An 18,678-nucleotide genomic window follows, 5' to 3' on the forward strand; every position below is an offset into this window, starting at 1 on the left:
TCAGACCAGCGTGCTCCAGTAGTACCAGAACCGATTGAGGATCAGCAGCGCGATCACCGCCGCCCACAGCACCGGCACCGCCCAGTGGTAGCGCGCCGCCTCCCGCACGACCGGCCGCAGCCGCGGGCCCACCGGGATCACCCCCGTCCGGAGGTTGTGCAGCGTCGTGTACCAGAACAGCACCACCACCGTCGCCCACACCACCATGCAGTACGGGCACAGTGCGCCGATCCGGTACAGCGCCTCGTCGATCAGCCAGTGCACGAACACCACCCCCAGCAGGGTGCCCGCGTGCAGGCCCAGCCAGAACCAGCGCCGGTACGCGGCACCGGCCAGCAGCCCCGCCCCGACCGCCGCCAGCGAGCCGAAGGCGGCCAGCCCGAGCAGCGGGTTCGGGAACCCGAAGACCTCCGCCTGCTCGGTGCGCATCACCGAACCGCAGCTGATCACCGGATTGAGGTTGCAACTGGGGACGTAGGACGGGTTCTCCAGGATGCGGAGCTTGTCGAAGGTCAGGACGGCCGAGGCGGCCAGCCCGATCAGCCCGCCGAGGAACAGCAGCAGGGAGAACGCCCGGCCCGCGCCGACCGGCGCACGGCCGGGGGCGCCGGGGGCGGGAGGGGAGGGGTGCACAGAGGTAGCGGCGGACATGGCAGCACACTCCGGTGGCTGGGAGGAGCCGGCCCGGCCGGGGTTCGGCCGGGCCGGTGGTGCCGTGCTTACTTCAGGCCGGCGGCCTGCTTCACCTGGGCGGTGAACTGCTCCGGCGTCACCGTGGACTGGCCGCTGAACAGCGTGATCGGCTTGCCGTCCACCTTGACCGTCGGGGTGCCCGTCACCCCGCTGCCGTTGAACGCGTCCGCGACCTTCGCCGCCCACGGCGCGTACGTCTTGTCGGTGACGGCCTTCACGAAGGCGTCCGTCTTCAGCCCGGGCACCTGGCCGGCCAGGTCGAGGATGTGGTTGACGTTGCCGAAGTCGTCCTTCCGCTCGTCGGGCTGGTTGGCGTACAGCACGTCGTGGAACTGCTTGAACTTGTCCACGCCCTCGTTCAGCGCGGCCCCCGCGGCGGCCAGCGCGGTGCGCGAGCCCTTGCCGCCGAGGGCGTTGTCCAGGAACGCCGCCAGGTGGAACTCCACCTTGACCGAGCCGTCCTCGGTCAGCTTCTTGACCGCCTCGCCGTTCGCCGCCTCGAAGTGCTTGCAGACCGGGCAGCGGAAGTCCTCGTACACCTCCATGGTGTGCGGGGCGTCGGCCTTGCCGTAGGTGATCACCGTGCCGTCCGGGCCGGAGGCGTTCGCCGGGACGACCAGCTCCGTCGGCGCGGCCGCATCGGCGGCCGCCTTCGAGTCCTTCTTGCCGGACGCCGAGTTGATCGCGACCGCCGCTCCGCCCGCGAGGGCGAGCACCGCGACGGCGGACACCACCACGACGATCCGCTGACGGCGCTTCGAGGCCGCCTGCTCGATGCGCTGCGCCTCCTGGATCCGCTCACGGGCACTGATGCGCTTGGCCTGCTGCTTGCTGGGGGTCTGAGCCATGGAAGGTCAACTCCTGTACGCGGCGCGCGGATGCGCGCGGGAAACCGCACCGGGTGCGGCGGGATCGAGTGAACGCGGGAGTTGTGCGCGCTGCCTGCGGACGAACGTGCGCGGCGGCCCCAAAAGGCCTCGGGAAGGCCTCGGGCGGGTCAGCAGGCAGGCGCGAGAACCGGCGGACCACGCCGGGGAGCCGGGCTCAGCACCACGTCCTCGCGGCGCGGCCGCACGCGGTCCGACACCGGCAGCGGCACCCGCAGCACCGGCCGAACCGGAGCCGGGAGCAGCAGCAGGACCAGGGCGCGCAACGGGCGGGCCAGCGACTGGCGCAGCGCGCGCAGCGACCGGGCCAGGCCCGACAGGGCCGCGTCGCCCAGCCGCAGCCAGGCAGCGGCGGCCAGTGCGATCACCAGGTGCACCAGCAGGAGCAGCACCTGGGTCGCCGCCGGGGCCAGCGGCCCCACGTGGCCCAGCGGACCGGCCAGCAGCGACCCGTCCACCGAACCGCCGCCACACACCAGGAGGTTCACGCCGCGCGCGGGCACGTGCTCGGACAGGATCGGCCCACAGCCGGCCTGCCCCAGGTTGAACGTCGTGTTGAGCAGCAGCTCGACCGGCACCAGCACACCGGAGATGTGCAGCAGCCGCCGCTCCCCGCCGGCCAGCGCGGCCGCGACCAGGAAGACGACGGCGGTCGCGGCCGCCACCAGCGAGAGCGGCAGCGGGCGACCCGTGATGACCACCTGGCCCAGCGCGGACAGCGGCACGGCGAGCGCGGTGAACACCGCGGCCCGCAGGGCCCTGATCGCATGGGTGGAGGTCGTCACGTCCCGGAGTATGCCACGACGCTTACATCCGGCACGAGGGCGCGTACCCGGGGAGTGGAAGCGTTGTCCGCCGGAGGCCGTTCGTTCACCCGCCTGACGCGCGCTCAGCCGGGATCGCTTCGCTGTTCGTGCGGGTCGGCGTCCTGTGCGCCGCGCGGTCGTCCCGGGCCTGCTCGTCCCCGCCCGGGCCTGCTCGTCCCCGCCCGGGCCTGCTCGTCCCCGTCGCGGTCCTGGTCGTCGTCGGGCACCGGGGCCCGTAGCCTGGAATGCGTTCCCGGTGACCCCGATGAGGGGGTGAGCGCTCATGGCGCGACCCGCCACCACGGTGGGGCAGGTGCTGCTGGACCGCCTCGGCGCCCAGGCGGCGGTGCTGGCCGGCCTCGACGACGCCGTCCGGGCGGACGAACCGGACGCGGTGCACCGGATGCGGGTCGCCTGCCGGCGGCTGCGCAGCGCCCTGCGGACCTTCCGGCGGCTGTTCGCCCCCGGGGCCACCGACCACCTGGTCGCCGAACTGCGCTGGCTCGCAGCCGCCCTCGGCCGCGCCCGGGACGGCGAGGTGCTCGCCGAGCGGCTGGCCGCCCAGGCCCGGGCACTGCCCGCCGTCTGCCGGCCGGAGCGGGTCGCGGCGGAGCTGGAGCGGTGGGGGCGGGCCGAGTACCGGCAGGCCTGGCCCGAGGTGCTCGCGGCCCTCGACAGCCCGCGCCGCCGCGCCCTCGCCGACGCCCTCGCCACCCTCCTCGCCGACCCCCCGCTGCGCCGCCGGGCCGGCCGTGACGCCGTCCCCGAGCTGGCCCGGATCGCCGAGCGCGAGCAGCACCGCACCGGCGAGCGCGTCCGGGCGGCCCTCGACGCCGGGGCCGGGCCCGCCGAGCAGCGCGACCGCGCCCTGCACGAGGCCCGCAAGGCCGCCAAACGCGCCCGCTACGCCGGCGAGACCGCCGCCCCGGCGGTCGGCGCGGCCGCCGAGCGGTACACGGACCGGATGAAGGCCGTCCAGGAACTGCTGGGCGAGCACCAGGACGCGGTGATCGCCGCCGACACCCTCGCCGGGCAGGCCGCCGACAGCGGCGAGCCCTTCGGCCTCGGGGCGCTCTACGCCCGCCAGCTCACCGCCGCCGAGACGGCCCGGGCCAGGCTGCCCCAGGTGTGGGACCGGGCGGCGGGGCGCAAGCTGCCGCGGTTCGGCTAGGGCGAACCTAGGTCGGCGCCGCGTGGGCCGGGGCCGCGTCGTGGGCGGCGACGAAGGCGTGGCGGGCGCGGCTGCCGGGTGGGGCGAGGCAGACGAAGACGTACCGGCCCTCCTCGGGCAGGGCGAGCACCGTGTAGTCCAGGACGTCGGTGTCCAGTGCCGGGTGGCGGATGTGGAGCCGGCCGGGGCCGGGCGGGCCGGCCCGGTGGCGATCCCACAGCGCGGCGAAGGCCGGGCTGTCCGAGGACATCCGGCGGACCAGGCGGGTGAGCCCGCGGTCCCCCGGGCGGTCCGCGTGGTGGGCGCGCAGCGAGGCGACGAGGTCCGCGCCGATCGAGCCGGTGGCCGCGAAGTTGCCCTGTGAGCGGTCCCCGTACGGGCAGCAGAACACCTGCCAGAGCAGGTTGCGCTCGTGGGGCGGGCGCCGTTCCGGCCAGGCCATCAGCAGGCCGGCCGGGCGGTTCCAGGCGAGGAGTTCGAAGGTCGGGCCGGTGACGAAGGCGGGCGCGGCGTCCAGGGTGTCCAGCAGCGCCAGGGTGGTGGCGGAGACGGCCGGCGGCTCGGGCGGTGCCCCGGCCGGTGCGCGGTGCCGGGCGGCCAGCCGGTGCAGGTAGGCGCGCTCCGCCCCGGCCAGTTGCAGGGCCTCGGCGATGCCGTCGAGGACCGGGCCGGTGGGCACCCGCTGGCGGCCCTGCTCCAGCCGGGCGTAGTAGTCGGCGGAGATGCCCGCGCGGGCCGCCACCTCCTCGCGGCGCAGCCCGGGCGTCCGGCGGCGCCCGGCCGGGGGCAGGCCCGCCTCGGCGGGCGCGAGGCGGGCGCGGCGGGCGCGCAGGAACGCGCCCAGCGGGGTTTCGGGCATGCGGTCACGCTGCCACAGCCGGGCGGGGTTAGCCAGGACCTGGCCGTCCCTGGTCGGCCCGTCCCCGGTCGGCCGGTCCCCGGTCGGCCCGTCCCCGGGAAGGGCTGGCCGCTGGTGGTCCGGGCGGGGCGCCGGGAGGCTCGCCGCATGGGACTTCTCGACGACAAGGTCACGATCGTCACCGGCGCCGGGCGCGGCATCGGCGCGGCCGCCGCCCGGCTGTTCGCCCGGGAGGGCGCGCTGCTGGTGCTGGCCGCCCGCTCCGGCGCCGAGGTGGAGGCGCTGGCCGCCGAGCTGCGGGCCGGCGGGGCCCGGGCGGTGGCCGTCGTCGCCGACCTGACCACCGCGGAGGGCGCCGAGCGGACGGTCGAGGCGGCGCTCACGACGTACGGCCGGCTGGACGCGGCCTTCGACAACGCGGGCTCCGGCCTGTCGCCGGCCCCGCTCGCCGAGCGCACCGAGGCCGAGTGGGACGACACCCACGCGCTCAACCTGCGCGGCAGCTGGCTCTGCCTGCGGGCCCAGCTGCGGGCGATGGCGGCGGGCGGTCGGGGCGGCGCGGTGGTGCTCAACTCCGGGGTGGGCGCGCTGGTCGGCGGCTTCGGGGACGGCGTCCAGCAGGCCGCCAAGCACGGCCTGACCGGCCTGGTGAAGGCGGCCACCGCCGACTACGCCCGACACGGCATCCGGGTCAACGCCGTCGCGCCCGGCGTGGTGCGGACGCCCTCGACGGAGCAGTTCTTCGCGTCCGGCCCGGAGTTCGACGCCCTGGTGGTCCGCTCGACCCCGCTGGGCCGGGCGGGCTCGGACACCGAGATCGCGGAGGCGGCGGCCTGGCTGCTGAGCGACCGGGCGTCGTACGTGGCCGGGGTGACCCTGCCGGTGGACGGCGGGATCACCGCGACCCGGCGGTTCGACTGAGTGCGGGCCCGGCCGGTTCGGGGAAGGCCCGGTCGGGGCGGGTCCGGCGGCACCGTACGGGGGTCGGTGCCGCCGGGCCTACTCCGGCGCCGGTTCCAGCCCCGCCGACCGGGCGGCGGTGCGGAGCAGGGCGCGGAGCATGGGGGTGGTGAGGCGGCCGGTGTTGGTGTTGCGCGGGCTCACGTGGTAGCAGCCGTACAGCTGGAGGGCGGGGCCGCCGTCGGTGGCGGGAAGGACGGCCAGGGCGCCGTGACCGAAGGCGGGTCGGGGCCGGGGGACCTGCCAGCCGGCCTGCGCGAGGGCGGGCAGGAGGGCCTGCCAGGCGAAGCCGCCGAGGGCGACGACGGTTCGTACGGTGGGGCGCAGCAACTGGAGTTCGCGGGTGATCCAGGGGCGGCAGGTGTCGCGTTCGGCGGTGCTGGGCTTGTTGTCGGGCGGGGCGCAGCGGACCGGGTCGGTGATGCGGACGCCGTGCAGGCGCAGGCCGTCGCCGTACCGGACGGACTCGGGGCGGTTGGCGAGTCCGAGGTCGTGGAGCGCCGCGTAGAGCAGGTCGCCGGAGGGGTCGCCGGTGAAGATCCGGCCGGTGCGGTTGGCGCCGTGGGCGGCGGGGGCGAGGCCGACCAGGACGAGCGGGGCGTCGGGCGGGCCGAAGCCGGGGATCGGGCGGGCCCAGTAGTCCCAGTCCAGGTAGGCGCGGCGCTTGGTGCGGGCGGTCTCCTCGCGCCACTGGACCAGGCGCGGGCAGGCCCGGCAGTCGGTGACGACGCGGTCCAGCGCGGTGAGCGAGGTGGCGCGGGCGGCGGCCTCGGCGGGGTGGCGGGGGTGGCCGGGGTCGTCGGCGGCGGACTGCGGCATGGCCACGATCCTACGGTCCGGCTCTGGCCCCGCATCGGCCCTGCGCCGGCCTGCCCGGGCAGGCGTAGCGTGGAATCAGCTGCTCCGGCGGCCCCCGGCTGGGCCGGGTCGGCGACGGCCGGGGCTGGCTGGTGCGCGAGGAGGCCTCGCCGAGGCCGCAAGGAGGCCGCGATGATCGTCGATGCGGTGCTGGGTGCCATCGGGGGGCTGGTCGGGCTGGGGGCGATCTGGGCGGGCCTGAGTGTCCGGGTCGTCCAGCAGTTCCAGAAGGGAGTGGTGTTCCGCTTCGGCCGGGTGCGCAGGGAGGTGCGCGAGCCCGGGCTGGTGGCGCTGCTGCCGATCGCGGACAAGTTGCGCAAGGTGAACGTGCAGATCGTGACGATGCCGATCCCGGCGCAGGAGGGCATCACCCGGGACAACGTGACCGTCCGGGTGGACGCGGTGGTGTACTTCCGGGTCGAGGACCCGGTGAGGGCGACCGTCAACGTGCAGGACTACCAGTTCGCGATCTCCCAGGTGGCGCAGACCTCGCTGCGCTCGATCATCGGCAAGAGCGAGCTGGACGACCTGCTGGCCAACCGCGAACCGATCAACCAGGGGCTGGAGTTGATGATCGACAGCCCGGCGCTGGGCTGGGGCATCCAGATCGACCGGGTGGAGATCAAGGACGTCGCGCTGCCGGAGTCGATGAAGCGCTCGATCGCGCGGCAGGCGGAGGCCGAGCGGGAGCGGCGGGCGCGGATCATCACGGCGGACGGTGAGTACCAGGCCTCGGCCCGGTTGTCGGAGGCGGCGGCGGTGATGAGCGCGACCCCGGCGGCGCTCCAACTGCGGCTGCTCCAGACGGTGGTGGAGGTGGCGGCGGAGAAGAACTCGACGCTGGTGCTGCCCTTCCCGGTGGAGCTGCTGCGCTTCCTGGACAGCGCGACGGACAACCAGCAGCGGGCCGCGGTGAATGCCGCGGCGGCAGCGGCGAAGGCCGCCGAACGGGCCGCCGTGGAGCGGGAGGAGGCAGCGAAGGCGGAGGTCGAGCAGGACCGGTCGCAGCACGAACTCCCGCCGCTGGAGGAACTGTTGGACCAGTCGCCGCTTCCGGGCGCGGACGCGCCGGGCGGGCGCGCGGAGCCGGACCAGGCGGCCTGACCGGTGCCCGGTGGCGGCCTCCGCGGGCCCGGACCAGGATGGACAGGGGGGCGGAAGCCAGGCCAGGAGGCGGGACCATGACCAGAGCCAGCGACATCATGCACCCGGGCGCGGAGTGCATCCGCGAGCACGAGACGCTCGCCGCCGCCGCCCGGATCATGCGGGAACGGCACGTCGGCGCGCTGCCCATCTGCGGGGAGGACGACAAACTGCTGGGCATCGTGACCGACCGCGACATCGTGCTGCGCTGTGTCGCCGAGGGCCGGGACCCGGCCGGGGTGACGGCGGGCGAGCTGGCCCTGGGCCGGCCGATGACGGTGGAGGCGGACGAGGACGCGGAGCAGGTCCTACGGGTGATGGAGCAGTACCGGGTGCGCCGGCTGCCGGTGATCAACCACCCGGAGCACAAGCTGGTCGGGATGATCAGCGAGGCGGACATCGCGCGCGGGCTGCCGCAGGCTCGGGTCGCGGAGTTCGTGTCGGCGGTCTGCGCAGAGGAGGCGCCCATGGAGGAGGCGGCCACGGAGGAGGAGGCCAAGGCCGGGGCCTGACGGCGCCGGGGTCTGACGGCGCCGGGGTCTGACGACGGCGGCGGATCGGGTCGGGGGGTACCGGCCGTGGTGGATCAGGGCTGTGGCGGATCAGGGCCGTTGCGATCAGTCAGGGCATCGTCCGGCCAGTGTGTCGAGGTGGCGGCGCAGTACGGCGCGCAGTTCGCCCGGGCCGACCAGGTCCGGGTGCTGGACGGCCTGGAGGGTGAGGCCGTCGAGCAGGGCGGAGAGGCGGCGGGTCTCGACGGCGAGGTCGAGGCCGGGCGCCAGGGCGCCGGCGCGCTCGGCCTCCGCCAGGACGCGGTGGATCAGCTCACCCGGCAGGGCGCCCGGAAGAAGTGGCCGGAGGCCCGCCCGGCGGCGCCGCCGGGCGGGCTCGAACTGTTCGGCGGCACCGCCGAGTTGGAGCAGGATGCGGAATCCGGCGGCTGGCGCTGGGTGGGCGTCGGCGCCGACGGTGTGCGCGGCGCGGCCGACTGCGGCTACCCGACGAAGGAGGAGGCCGCGGCCCGCGCCGGGGCCTTCCTCGGGGAGCACGCCGCGCCCTAATCGCGCTCCCGAAGCGCCCGGGCGATCAGTTCCGCCAGGTGCAGGGCCTGGCGGCCCTGGGCGAGTTGGGCGATCTGGGTGCGGCAGCTGAAGCCGTCGGCCAGGACCACCGTGTCGGGGGCGGCGGCCCGGACCTCGGGGAGCAGGACGCGCTCGGCGATCGCCTCGGACACCTCGAAGTGGCCCCGCTCGAAGCCGAAGTTGCCGGCCAGGCCGCAGCAGCCGGAGTCCAGCACCCGGTTGTGCAGGCCGAGTCGGTCCTCGATCCGGCGGTCGGCGGCGCTGCCGAGGACGGCGTGCTGGTGGCAGTGGGTCTGGGTGACGGCGTCCAGCGGGACCTGGGGGAGCGGGGTGTCGGGGGCGTACTGGTCGAGGAACTCGGCGAAGGTGCGGGTGCGTTCGGCGAGCGGGCGGCCGTCCGGGCCGAGCAGCCGGGGCAGGTCCTCGCGCAGGGCGGCGGTGCAGCTCGGGTCCATCCCGACCACCGGGGTGTCGGCGGGCAGCCCGGCGCCGGCCAGCGTCCGCAGGCTGCGCCGCAACACCCGGCGGGCGGTGCCGAGTTGGCCGGTGGAGTACCAGGTCAGGCCGCAGCAGACCGGGCCGGCGGGCAGCCGTACGTCGAAGCCCAGGTGCTCCAGCACCTCGACGGCGGAGCGCAGCACGTTCGGCTGGAGGTGGTCGGAGAAGGTGTCCGGCCACAGCAGCACCGGCCGTGCCCCCGCCGGGGCCGGGTGCGCGGCGCGGTGGCGGCGGTACCAGCGGGTGAAGGTCTCCGGCGGGAGGACCGGCAGCACCCGGCGCCGGTCGATCCCGCCGAGCCGCTTGAGCAGCCCGGCGGCCGGGGAGCGGGCGAGGGTGTTGGCGGCGCCGGGGGCGAGGGCGGCGGCCCGCAGCCAGAGCGGCAGCCAGCCCATCGAGTAGTGGGCGAGCGGGCGCGGGCGGTGCCGGTAGTGCTGGTGCAGGAACTCGGCCTTGTAGGTCGCCATGTCGACATGGACCGGGCAGTCGCTCGCGCAGCCCTTGCAGCTCAGGCAGAGGTCCAGGGCCTCCCGGACCTCCGTCGAGCGCCAGCCGTCGGCGATCGTCGCGCCGCCCTGGCGGCCGGGAGGTGCTGCCATGCCGCGCAGCATCTCGGCCAGCAGCCGGGCCCGGCCCCGGGTGGAGTGCCGCTCCTCGCCGGTGGCCATGTAGCTGGGACACATCACCCCGGTGTTCGGGTCCACGCACTTGGCGACGCCGACGCAGCGGTGCACGGCCTTGGCCAGGCTGCCGCCGTCCTGCTCGTACGGGAGGGCGAGCGGCAGCGGGCGGCGCGGGACGGTGACGAAGCGCAGGTCGGCGTCGAGCGGGCGCGGGTCGACCATGGTCCCCGGGTTGAGCAGGTGCTCGGGATCCCAGATCCGTTTGAACTCGCCGAACAGGGCGATCACGTCGGGCGGGTACATCCGGGGCAGCAGTTCGCCGCGGGCCTGCCCGTCGCCGTGCTCGCCGGAGAGCGAACCGCCGTAGGAGACCACCAGGTCGGCGGCCTGCTCCAGGAACTCCCGGAAGACCAGTACCCCGGCGGGCTCGTCCAGCGGGAAGTCGATCCGCAGGTGCACGCAGCCGTCGCCGAAGTGCCCGTACGGCACGCCGCGCAGGCTGTGCCGGCGCAGCAGGGCGCGCAGGTCCCGCAGGTAGTCGCCGAGGCGCTCGGGCGGGACGGCGGAGTCCTCCCAGCCGGGCCAGGCCTCGCCGCCGCCGGGCAGCCGGGTGACGATGCCGGCGCCCGCCTCCCGGACGGCCCAGAGCTGGCGCTGCTCGGCCGGGTCGGTGACGAGGGCGACGGAGGCGGAGCGCTCGCGGCGCACCGCGTCGGCGAGCCGGCGGGCGGCCTGGTAGGCCTCGACCGGGGTGGCGCCGCCGGTCTCCAGGAAGAGCCAGCACTCGCCCGCGGGCAGCCGGTCCAGTGCGGGCGGGCGGGGGCCGGCGGCGAGCAGTGCGGCGATCAGGTCGGCGGACATGCCCTCGGCGGTGAGCGGCCCGAGCGGCAGCAGCGCGGGGACGGCGTCGGCGGCGGCGCCTTCGTCGGGGTAGCCGGCCACCACCAGGGCGCGCGCGGGCGGCTCCTCGACCAGCCGGACGGTCGCGCCGAGCAGCAGCGCGCAGGTGCCCTCGGTGCCGGTGAGCGCGCGGGCCAGGTCGTGGCCGTGCTCGGGCAGCAGGGCGTCCAGCGGGTAGCCGGAGGTGCGGCGGGGCAGCGCGGGCAGGCCCTGGCGGATGGTGGCGAGGTTGCGGTCGGTGAACTCCTGGAGCTGCCGGTGGAGTTCACCGGGCCGCCCGGGCAGGGTGCGGAGCGCGGCGCGCTCCTGCGGGGTGAGCCGACCGCCCACGGTCAGCTCGGTGCCGTCCGCGAGCAGCAGGTCCAGCCGCTCGACGTTGTCCGAGGTGCGCCCCCAGGCGAGCGAGTGCGAGCCGCAGGAGTCGTTGCCGATCATGCCGCCGAGGGTGCAGCGGCTGTGCGTGGACGGGTCGGGGCCGAAGCGCAGCCCGTACGGCCGGGCGGCGCGCTGGAGGTCGTCCAGCACGGTGCCCGGCTGGACCCGGGCGGTGCGGGCCTGCGGGTCGACGTCCAGGACGGCGCCGAGGTGGCGGCGGAAGTCCAGCACCACCGCGCCCGGGCCGATCGCCTGCCCGCCGATGCTGGTGCCCGCCCCGCGCGGCACCACCGGCACGCCGTACCGGCGGCAGAGCGCGAGGGCGGTGCGGACGTCGTCGAGGTCCGCGGGTTTGACCACGCCGAGCGGCAGTTGCCGGTAGTTGGACGCGTCGTGGCTGTAGACGGTCCGCTCGGCGGTGCCGAAGCGGACCTCCCCGCGCAGCACGGCGGCCAGTTCGCGGGCCAGCTCGGCCCCGGGGGCTGCGGACGGACGGCTCACCAGGGACCTCCGGGCGGGTGCGGCGACGGCTCCGGCCGATCATGGCAGCCGCGCGCCCGCAGGGGTACCGGCCACGGCCGGGGTACCGCCGATGGGGTGTCGGCGGGCGGCCACCCGGCTAGGGCCTAGGCCCCGCCGCCTGCGGAGGCGGGGCCGCACACGTCCGGAGTCCGGTCACCGCCGCCCGGTGAGCGTGCCGCGGGCGATGTGGGAGAGCTTGGCCATCTCGAACGCCGGGTAGGCGCCGCCGGCCAGCAGCGAGAACTTGATCCCCTCGCGGCCGCCCGGCCGCCGGTGGCCGGGCGGCTGGAAGCGCCGGTGGTGCTCGGCGGCCCGGTGGAAGAACTGCGGCCGCTCGGCGCGGGTGACGCACCCGGCCAGGTCGAAGACGAACAGGTAGTGCCGGATCATCCGGACGAACAGCGCGTCCCGCACCGCGTACAGGTGCGGCTGGTCCTCCAGCAGCGCGAAGCTGCGCTCGTACTGGTCGAAGAGGTCGAACACGCCGCTGCCCGGGGAGCCGGTGGGGTGGACGGTCTCCCGGCGGCGCAGCTGCACGCACTCGCGCGCCAGCACGGCGACGCGGCGGGCGCCGAGCAGCGCCGCGTGCACCACCGGGATCTCCTCGTACCGGCCGTCGGGGAAGGCCAGCCGCAGCTCCTCCCAGTGGCCGCGGCGGATCAGCCGGTCCCAGACCAGCGGCGGCGCGCCGAACAGCGCGGGCTGGTCGAAGGGCTCGAACACCTCGGGGCCGGCCTCGGCGAGCAGCGACTCCGCCCCGCCCGGCCAGTTCCGGTCGTTGTGCCGGCGGGAGTGGCCGAACAGCAGCAGGTCCACCGGGCCGGTCTGCCCGAGCCGGTCGGCGAGGGTCCGCAGCGCGTCCTGGGGCAGCTGGTGGTCGGCGTCCAGGAAGAGCAGGTACTCGCCGGCCGCCCGCGCCGCCCCCGCGTTCCGGCTCACCCCGACCCCGACCGCCGCGTTGAGGTGCAGGACCGACAACCGCGGGTGCCGGGCCGCGTACGCGTCGACGAGCTCGCCCGCGGCGTCGGGGGAGCGGTCGGCGACCACGATCACCTCGACGTCCTGGAGGGACTGCGCGAGCAGCGAGTCCAGGCAGTCCGCGAGCTGTTCGTGCTGGTCGTAGGCGGGGAGCACGACGCTGATGAGGGGTGAGGGCATGACGCCGGAGCGTAAGAGGACGCGCTGACCGTGGCAAAGCCCTGACGGTGCGTAATACCGATCAATCCCCGCCAAATCGTACGACCGTACGCCATATCTTCACGCGGCCTGCCGGACGCGTCCACGACAGCCGGAACGCGCCGGGGCCCGCGACGCGTGCTGCGTCGCGGGCCCGGGGGGCAGAGGCTTGGCGGCCTCGATTCAGTACCAGTGGTGGTTCTGCCAGAACGACCAGGCGGCGCAGGGGCTGCCGTAGCGGGAGTTCATGTAGTCCAGGCCCCACTTGATCTGGGTGGCCGGGTTGGTGCGCCAGTCGGAGCCGGCCGAGGCCATCTTGCTGCCGGGCAGCGCCTGCACCAGGCCGTACGCGCCGGAGGAGGCGTTGACGGCGAGGTGGTTCCAGCTGCTCTCGCGGGACACGATGTTGCTGAAGCACTGGAGCTGGCCGGCCGGGACGAGCTGCGCGGCGATCTGCTGCGGGCTGCCGGTGAGGGCCGGGGCGCTGGTGAGGTTCTGGCGCGCCTGGGAGCGGGAGGCGGCGGCGTCCGCGTCGGCCTTGGCGTCCGCGTCGGCCTTGGCGTCCGCCTGGGCCTTCGCGTCGGCCTCGGCCTGGGCCTGGGCGGCGGACTCCGCCTCGGCCTGGGCCTGCGCCTGGGCCTGCGCCTGGGCTTCCTGGGCGGCCTGGTCGGCGGCGGCGGCAGCGGCAGCGGTGTCAGCCTGGGCCTGGTCGGCGGCCGCCTTGTCGTCCACCGTGACGGCGGCCGCGGGGGCGGCGGCCTCGGTGGTGCTCCCGGCCTGCGGGAGGGCGAGGGCGGCGGTGGCGGCGCTCGCGACGACGAGGGTGGCGATGCCGGTGATCAGGGAGTTGCGGCGGGCATGGCTGAGCTGCATGAAGCGGACAATCCTTTTCCGTCGGGGGCCGTGCCGGTGGCACCGGGTGCGGGGCATCGCACGGGCGCCCGGGTGAGCGGGGCCCGCGCGGCCGTCCGGGACGGCCGTGGTGCCCCGGCGGAAGTGGCGGGGCGGGTCGGCTGCGCGGCGGACGGGGCCGGCTGCGCTGCCTGGCGACGGGCCATTCTTGGCAGGGCCGGGGACGGGTCGCAAAGGCAGTTGCCACTACGGCGGGTAGTAGCCGCAAGGCGGGCGTGGCGAGAAGCGGTGATGGTTTTGGGAGAATTTGTCCGACTTGCGTACTTGTAGGTCGGAGGCTGGTGGCGCGGGCGGAATGTGCGGGTGCGAGGTGTGGTGGCCTGCGTTCTTCGAGGTGTTCCGGGCGGCCCGACGCGGGACGGGAGCCCGTGCCGGATGGTCGGCCAACGCCCTGGCCGCAGCCATCCACTATCGGGGGCCGTAGACGGCGAACCCCGTGTGGGCGGCCTCACATGTCCGGACGGCCGGGATCGGCGCAGGGTGACCGGCCGGTCACCGCCTCAGGAGGTCGCGTGCGGGCTTCCGGCGGCGGGCCGGGGGGCCGGCTCCGGCTCCTGCTCGTCCGCCGGGGCCGCGTCGTGGACCGGGTCGAGGGCCAGGTCCCGGGCCAGCAGGGTGGCGCCCGCGACGGCCCCCGGCATGGCGAGCACCGTCACCAGCGGAACCAGGAACGCCAGAATCAGCGGCGTGCCGAAGCCCAGCGCCAGCCCGAGCCGGGCGCGCAGCAGCCGGATCCGCTCGCGCTGCGGCACCCCGCGCCGCTGGAGGGCGACGGCGGCGAGCTCGACGGTCAGGAAGAAGCCGGACACCAGGAAACCCAGAGCCGGCACCACCGTCTGCCCGATCACCGGGATGAAGCCGCAGGCGAACAGCACCACGCCGAACGCGGCCACCCGCACCAGGACATAGGCGCTGTCCCGTACCGCGATCACCAGTTCGCGCCACAGTGACGACTCCGGCGGGGCGGGCGCACCGCCCTCGGTCTCGTCGACCTTCGCGGACAGCGCCTCGTAGAAGGGCTGGCCGACCAGCAGGGTGACGGCGGTGAAGGTGAGCAGCGAGAGCAGCAGGCCGCCGCCGAAGGCGATCGCGGCGAGCGCGTCGCGCAGCAGGCCCTGCCAGGGCGAGCTCCAGCGGTCGGCGAACGGGGTGGCCCAGTCGGCGAGGTCCTTCGACCAGCCGCCGAGGAAGACGAGCGCGACGGCGTAGCCGGCCAGGGTGAGCAGCGCGGGCAGCATGCCGAAGCCCCACCAGCGGCCGTGCCGGCCCACCCACTTCTGGCCCCCGACCAGGTACTTCATCCCCGCCACAAGATCTCGCATGGGCGATCACCTTAGGGGTTCCTCCTCCGGAACCCCGCATTGCCGTGTTCCTGCCAGTTTCGACCGGCAGGGCCGGGCCCCTCCTGTCGTGACGCCTGCGGGGCCACCCTCGGTGCTCCCCGACCTGTCGATGGAGGAGCCTGATGAAGCGTCAATTCGGAAGATTCATCGTGCTGTTGGCCACCCTGGTGCTCGGCGCCGGCGCGCTCGTGCTGCCCGCCGCCGCCTCGCCCGCACCCTCGGCGCCCTCGCCGGGCGTGGTCGGCGGCACGCGGGCGGCGCAGGGCGAGTTCCCGTTCGTGGTGCGGCTCTCGATGGGCTGCGGCGGCGCGCTCTACACCCCGCAGATCGTGCTCACCGCCGCCCACTGCGTCAACGGCACCGGCGCCGACACCAGCATCACCGCGACCGCCGGCGCGGTCGACCTGCGCAGCGGCAGCGCGGTCAAGGTCCGCTCGTCGTACGTGTACCAGGCGCCCGGCTTCTCCGGGGCGGAGAGCGGCGACGACTGGGCGCTGATCAAGCTGGCCTCGCCGGTCGGCGGCAGCCAGGTGAGCACGCTGCCGACCACCGACTCCACCGCCTACGACAGCGGCACCTTCACCATCATGGGCTGGGGCGCCGCGACCGAGGGCGGCGCGCAGCAGCGCTACCTGCTCAAGGCCACCGTGCCGTTCGTCGACGACGCCGCCTGCGCCAACGCCTACCCGGGCCTGAACAGCGCGGCCTCACTCTGCGCGGGCTACGTCGACCAGGGAGGCGTCGACACCTGCCAGGGCGACTCCGGCGGGCCGATGGTCCACCGGGACGCGGCCGGCCGCTGGGTCCAGGTCGGCATCGTCAGCTGGGGCAGCGGCTGCGCCCGGCCCGGCTACCCGGGCGTCTACACCAAGGTCAGCACCTACGCGGCCGACATCGCCGCGGCGGCGGCCGGGCTCTGACGCCGACCGCCGACCGCCGACCGCCGGAGAGCCGGAGAGCCGAAGAGTCGAAGAGCCGAAGAACCGGAGCGCCCGGGGGATCCCCACCGGGCGCTCCGGCGCGTCCGCCGTCCGTGGTCCGTGGTCCGTGGTCCGTGGTCCGTGGTCAGCCGTCCGCCGGGGGCCGGTGCGCCGTCGAACCGCCCAGCCAGGCCCGGGCCCGGCGCCGCTCGTAGGCGATCCGGCCGGTGGCGTCCGGCGGTAGCCGGGAGAGGACGGCGGCCGCGGCCTCGTGGCGCCCGGCCCGGGCGTACGCCCCGGCGAGGCGGCCGGCGACCAGTGCGTGGTCGTGCGGGTGGGCGGCCTGGTCCAGGCGCCCCAGGGCGGCGCCCAGGTGGGCCACCGCCGCGTGCGCGTGGGCGGTGTGGCCGGTGCGGACGGCGAGGTCCCGGTGGCAGGTGCCGTGGGCGACGCCCAGCACCAGGGCGGCCCGGGCGGCCCCGGGCGCCGGCTCGCCGGCCCGCAGGGCGGCCTCGGTCAGCCGTTCGGCGTCCGCCAGGGCCCGCCACGTCTCGGGCGCCGCGCCGGCCAGTGCGTGGGCGTGCGCCTGGGCGAGGGCGGCCCAGGCGCGCAGGCCGGGCAGGGCGCGGGCGGTGGCGTGGGCGGCCTCGGCCAGGGCGAGGGCGGTGGCCGGGTCGCCGCTCCACCAGTGCAGGGTGCTCTGCCGGGCGAGCAGGGCGGCCGCGGTCGGCTGGTCGTCGGCGGCGCGGGCCCACTCCAGCCCGGCCGCGTACCAGCCGAGCGCGCGGGTGCGGCGGTCCCCCTCGAAGTGGGCCCAGCCTGCGAGTTCGGCGTAGCGGGCGGCGAGCGAGCGGACGGCGGGGGCGGTTTCGCGCGGGGCGGCGTGCTGCCAGGCGGCCAGGGTGCGGGCGTGGTGTTCGAGGACGGTGGCCAGCTGTTCGCCGCCGGTGTGGGTGGCGGCCGCGCGGTAGACATCGAGCAGGTGGCCGAGCACGGCGAAGGTGGCGGCGTCCGGTCGGCCCGTCGGGGGCCCTGTGCCGCTCTCGCCGAGGGGTGGCAGGGCGGGGGCGGCGAGTTCGCCGAGGTGCTCCCGCTCCTGCCGGACGGGTTGCCAGAGGGTGGCCAACTCGCCTCCGGTGAGCAGGAGTTCGTCGGCCCGGGCGGGGAGTCCCGGCGGTGGCCAGCGGCGGGCGTTCTCCACTCGGCTGATCAGTGAGTTGTGGTAGCCGAGCAGGCGGCCGAGTTCGGCCTGGCTGAGTCCGCGGGCCTCGCGCCAGTGGCGCAGCCGGTGGCCGAAGCGCAGGCGCGCGGACGCGGGGGCGGGGAGGGGTGGCAAGGGGTCTCCCGGGGGGTGGGGGAGCGCTCGTGGGGGAGCGCCATGCCCAGGTATCCCCTTTGACGTGCCATTGTCAAACTGTGGGTCGCATCCCTCGAACGGCACCGGGCCCGGGAGCCTCCGCAACGGCTCCCGGGCCCGGCACCGTCGCGCGGCGCGGACGGGTCAGGACTCCGCCGCCACCGCGGCCCGCCGCCGTCGGCCCACCACGGCCGAGGCCGCGAGCACGATCGCCGCGGCGACCAGCGACAGGTACATCTGCTTGCGCCCGTCGGCGTCGGTGAACATGTACGCCACCACGAACCCGATCATGCCGATGGCCGTCCAGGTCAGATAGGGGTACAGCCACATGCGGACGGTCAGCCGCTCGGGAGTCTCCCGCTCGATGATCCGGCGCATCCGCAGCTGGGAGAAGCAGATCACCAGCCAGACGAACAGCGCAACCGCGCCGGAGGAGTTGAGCAGGAAAGCGAACACCGTGTCCGGCGAGGTGTAGTTGAAGAACACCGCGACGAAGCCGAAGACCACCGAGGACAGGATGGCCACCCGCGGCACGCCCCGCTTGGTCACGGTCGCGAAGGCCTTCGGCGCGTCCCCGCGCTGGCCGAGCGAGAAGGCCATCCGGGAGGCCGTGTACATCCCGGAGTTGAGGCAGGACAGCACGGCCGTCAGCACGATCACGTTCATCACCTGGCCGGCGCCCGGGATGCCCACGTGCTCCAGCACCGCCACGTACGGGCTGCCCTTGACGGCGTCCGAGTCCCACGGCAGCAGGGTGACCACGAGCAGGATCGAGCCCAGGTAGAAGATCCCGATGCGCCAGATCACGCTGTTGGTGGCCTTGCTGACCGCGCGCTCCGGGTCCTCCGACTCGCCCGCGGCCAGGGTGACGATCTCGCTGCCCATGAAGGCGAAGACCACCGTGAGCATGCCGGTGAACACCGCGCCCACGCCGTGCGGCAGGAAGCCGCCGTGGCCGGTCAGATTGCTGGTGCCGACCGCGTGGGTGCCGGGCAGCAGGCCGAAGACGGCGAGCGTGGCGATCACCAGGAACGCGGCGATCGCCACCACCTTGATCCCGGCGAACCAGAACTCGAACTCGCCGTAGGAGGCCACCGAGAACAGGTTGGTGGCGGTCAGCACCGCCATCACGAGCAGCGCGAACGCCCACTGCGGCACGCCGGGCATCCAGGCGTTGAGGATCTTCGCGCCGGCGGTCGCCTCCACCGCGAGCACCACGACCCAGAAGAACCAGTACAGCCAGCCGATGGTGAACCCGGCCCAGCGGCCGAGCGCGCGGTCCGCGTACGCCGAGAACGAGCCGCTCTGCGGGTCGGCCGCCGCCATCTCGCCGAGCATCCGCATCACCAGCACGACCAGCACGCCGGCCAGCGTGTAGGAGAGCAGGATGCCCGGCCCGGTGGTGGCGATGCCCGCGCCGGAGCCGACGAACAGGCCGGCGCCGATCACCCCGCCGATGGCGATCATCGACAGGTGGCGGTTCTTGAGCCCCGCCTTCAGGTGGCCCTCGCCGCCGTGCCCGGGCGGCCCGGCCTGCTGGGGGACCTGGGCGGCTGCCGCAGGCCTGGTGGTGTCCGCACTCATCAGATGAGC

At 75.4% G+C, this 18,678-nt stretch carries 18 protein-coding genes; 6 read left to right on the forward strand and 12 right to left on the reverse strand.

From position 1 onward, the window contains the following. From AB0O82_RS09145 to AB0O82_RS09155, 3 genes are all read right to left on the reverse strand, one after another. Entirely contained in the window at positions 1-651 is a 651-nt protein-coding gene (locus AB0O82_RS09145; RefSeq protein WP_363581702.1) for a vitamin K epoxide reductase family protein, read from the reverse strand. 68 nt (positions 652-719) lie between these two features. Next, positions 720-1,541 (reverse strand): thioredoxin domain-containing protein, encoded by an 822-nt coding sequence (locus AB0O82_RS09150; RefSeq protein WP_363581704.1) that lies wholly within the window; start codon positions 1,539-1,541, stop codon positions 720-722. Between the two features lie 149 nt (positions 1,542-1,690). Next, positions 1,691-2,365 carry a hypothetical protein gene (locus tag AB0O82_RS09155; protein WP_350883589.1) on the reverse strand — a complete coding sequence of 225 codons (675 nt, stop codon included), beginning with the start codon at positions 2,363-2,365 and terminating at the stop codon, positions 1,691-1,693. A 304-nt stretch (positions 2,366-2,669) separates the two neighbouring features. Here AB0O82_RS09155 and AB0O82_RS09160 point away from each other — a divergent pair, with 304 nt between their 5' ends. Continuing rightward, positions 2,670-3,557: a CHAD domain-containing protein gene (locus AB0O82_RS09160; protein ID WP_363581706.1), complete on the forward strand. Its 888-nt coding sequence runs from the start codon at positions 2,670-2,672 to the stop codon at positions 3,555-3,557. A 7-nt stretch (positions 3,558-3,564) separates the two neighbouring features. On the opposite strand, the gene AB0O82_RS09165 is transcribed toward AB0O82_RS09160, so the two are convergent. After that, positions 3,565-4,416: a helix-turn-helix transcriptional regulator gene (locus AB0O82_RS09165; RefSeq protein ID WP_363581708.1), complete on the reverse strand. Its 852-nt coding sequence runs from the start codon at positions 4,414-4,416 to the stop codon at positions 3,565-3,567. A 147-nt stretch (positions 4,417-4,563) separates the two neighbouring features. On the opposite strand from AB0O82_RS09165, the gene AB0O82_RS09170 reads away from it, so the two are divergent. Continuing rightward, positions 4,564-5,337, forward strand: a complete 774-nt coding sequence (locus AB0O82_RS09170; protein WP_363581710.1) for an SDR family oxidoreductase — start codon at positions 4,564-4,566, stop codon at positions 5,335-5,337. A 78-nt stretch (positions 5,338-5,415) separates the two neighbouring features. Here AB0O82_RS09170 and AB0O82_RS09175 read toward each other — a convergent pair whose 3' ends face one another. Continuing rightward, positions 5,416-6,195, reverse strand: coding sequence for a uracil-DNA glycosylase (locus AB0O82_RS09175; RefSeq protein WP_363581712.1), 780 nt, complete (start codon positions 6,193-6,195; stop codon positions 5,416-5,418). Positions 6,196-6,366: 171 nt separating this feature from the next. Between AB0O82_RS09175 and AB0O82_RS09180 the strand changes: the two genes are divergently transcribed. Together AB0O82_RS09180 and AB0O82_RS09185 are read left to right on the forward strand one after the other, a co-directional pair. Continuing rightward, entirely contained in the window at positions 6,367-7,338 is a 972-nt protein-coding gene (locus tag AB0O82_RS09180) for an SPFH domain-containing protein (protein WP_363581714.1), read from the forward strand. 77 nt (positions 7,339-7,415) lie between these two features. Next, positions 7,416-7,889, forward strand: coding sequence for a CBS domain-containing protein (locus AB0O82_RS09185; RefSeq protein WP_363581716.1), 474 nt, complete (start codon positions 7,416-7,418; stop codon positions 7,887-7,889). 105 nt (positions 7,890-7,994) lie between these two features. Here AB0O82_RS09185 and AB0O82_RS09190 read toward each other — a convergent pair whose 3' ends face one another. Continuing rightward, the gene (locus tag AB0O82_RS09190) at positions 7,995-8,159 is read right to left on the reverse strand and encodes a TetR family transcriptional regulator C-terminal domain-containing protein (protein ID WP_363581905.1); all 165 of its coding nucleotides are present in this window, start codon (positions 8,157-8,159) and stop codon (positions 7,995-7,997) included. On the opposite strand from AB0O82_RS09190, the gene AB0O82_RS09195 reads away from it, so the two are divergent. Next, a complete protein-coding gene (locus AB0O82_RS09195; RefSeq protein ID WP_363581907.1) occupies positions 8,088-8,438 on the forward strand; it encodes a hypothetical protein in 351 nt (116 codons plus the stop codon). The genes AB0O82_RS09190 and AB0O82_RS09195 overlap by 72 nt on opposite strands. On the opposite strand, the gene AB0O82_RS09200 is transcribed toward AB0O82_RS09195, so the two are convergent. The 4 genes from AB0O82_RS09200 to AB0O82_RS09215 all read right to left on the reverse strand — a co-directional run bounded on the left by AB0O82_RS09200 (position 8,435) and on the right by AB0O82_RS09215 (position 14,787). Beyond that, entirely contained in the window at positions 8,435-11,356 is a 2,922-nt protein-coding gene (locus tag AB0O82_RS09200; protein WP_363581718.1) for an FAD-binding and (Fe-S)-binding domain-containing protein, read from the reverse strand. The genes AB0O82_RS09195 and AB0O82_RS09200 overlap by 4 nt on opposite strands. Positions 11,357-11,530: 174 nt before the next feature. Then, on the reverse strand, positions 11,531-12,535 hold the full coding sequence (locus AB0O82_RS09205) for a glycosyltransferase family 2 protein (protein WP_363581720.1): 1,005 nt from the start codon (positions 12,533-12,535) through the stop codon (positions 11,531-11,533). Positions 12,536-12,736: 201 nt separating this feature from the next. Then, complete coding sequence (locus AB0O82_RS09210) at positions 12,737-13,426, reverse strand: lytic transglycosylase domain-containing protein (RefSeq protein ID WP_363581722.1); 690 nt, start codon at positions 13,424-13,426, stop codon at positions 12,737-12,739. Between the two features lie 539 nt (positions 13,427-13,965). Continuing rightward, a complete protein-coding gene (locus AB0O82_RS09215; protein WP_363581724.1) occupies positions 13,966-14,787 on the reverse strand; it encodes an EI24 domain-containing protein in 822 nt (273 codons plus the stop codon). A gap of 143 nt (positions 14,788-14,930) precedes the next feature. Between AB0O82_RS09215 and AB0O82_RS09220 the strand changes: the two genes are divergently transcribed. Further along, positions 14,931-15,728, forward strand: a complete 798-nt coding sequence (locus AB0O82_RS09220) for a serine protease (RefSeq protein WP_363581726.1) — start codon at positions 14,931-14,933, stop codon at positions 15,726-15,728. 145 nt (positions 15,729-15,873) lie between these two features. Here the strand turns inward: AB0O82_RS09220 and AB0O82_RS09225 are convergent, their stop codons facing one another. After that, positions 15,874-17,064, reverse strand: coding sequence for a helix-turn-helix transcriptional regulator (locus AB0O82_RS09225; RefSeq protein WP_363581728.1), 1,191 nt, complete (start codon positions 17,062-17,064; stop codon positions 15,874-15,876). Between the two features lie 165 nt (positions 17,065-17,229). Further along, positions 17,230-18,669, reverse strand: a complete 1,440-nt coding sequence (locus AB0O82_RS09230) for an amino acid permease (protein ID WP_350883615.1) — start codon at positions 18,667-18,669, stop codon at positions 17,230-17,232. Positions 18,670-18,678 lie beyond the last annotated feature (9 nt).

It is taken from the genome of Kitasatospora sp. NPDC088264 (genome assembly GCF_040685715.1).
Lineage (GTDB): Bacteria > Actinomycetota > Actinomycetes > Streptomycetales > Streptomycetaceae > Kitasatospora.

Bases quoted from the DNA above. Each gene is read 5' to 3' on its own strand.
- AB0O82_RS09150 (WP_363581704.1), bottom strand. From the start codon at position 1,541: ATGGCTCAGACCCCCAGCAAGCAGCAGGCCAAGCGCATCAGTGCCCGT.
- AB0O82_RS09215 (WP_363581724.1), bottom strand. From the start codon at position 14,787: ATGCGAGATCTTGTGGCGGGGATGAAGTACCTGGTCGGGGGCCAGAAG.
- AB0O82_RS09165 (WP_363581708.1), bottom strand. From the start codon at position 4,416: ATGCCCGAAACCCCGCTGGGCGCGTTCCTGCGCGCCCGCCGCGCCCGC.
- AB0O82_RS09145 (WP_363581702.1), bottom strand. From the start codon at position 651: ATGTCCGCCGCTACCTCTGTGCACCCCTCCCCTCCCGCCCCCGGCGCC.
- AB0O82_RS09185 (WP_363581716.1), top strand. From the start codon at position 7,416: ATGACCAGAGCCAGCGACATCATGCACCCGGGCGCGGAGTGCATCCGC.
- AB0O82_RS09170 (WP_363581710.1), top strand. From the start codon at position 4,564: ATGGGACTTCTCGACGACAAGGTCACGATCGTCACCGGCGCCGGGCGC.
- AB0O82_RS09205 (WP_363581720.1), bottom strand. From the start codon at position 12,535: ATGCCCTCACCCCTCATCAGCGTCGTGCTCCCCGCCTACGACCAGCAC.
- AB0O82_RS09180 (WP_363581714.1), top strand. From the start codon at position 6,367: ATGATCGTCGATGCGGTGCTGGGTGCCATCGGGGGGCTGGTCGGGCTG.
- AB0O82_RS09230 (WP_350883615.1), bottom strand. From the start codon at position 18,669: ATGAGTGCGGACACCACCAGGCCTGCGGCAGCCGCCCAGGTCCCCCAG.
- AB0O82_RS09220 (WP_363581726.1), top strand. From the start codon at position 14,931: ATGAAGCGTCAATTCGGAAGATTCATCGTGCTGTTGGCCACCCTGGTG.
- AB0O82_RS09210 (WP_363581722.1), bottom strand. From the start codon at position 13,426: ATGCAGCTCAGCCATGCCCGCCGCAACTCCCTGATCACCGGCATCGCC.
- AB0O82_RS09175 (WP_363581712.1), bottom strand. From the start codon at position 6,195: ATGCCGCAGTCCGCCGCCGACGACCCCGGCCACCCCCGCCACCCCGCC.
- AB0O82_RS09160 (WP_363581706.1), top strand. From the start codon at position 2,670: ATGGCGCGACCCGCCACCACGGTGGGGCAGGTGCTGCTGGACCGCCTC.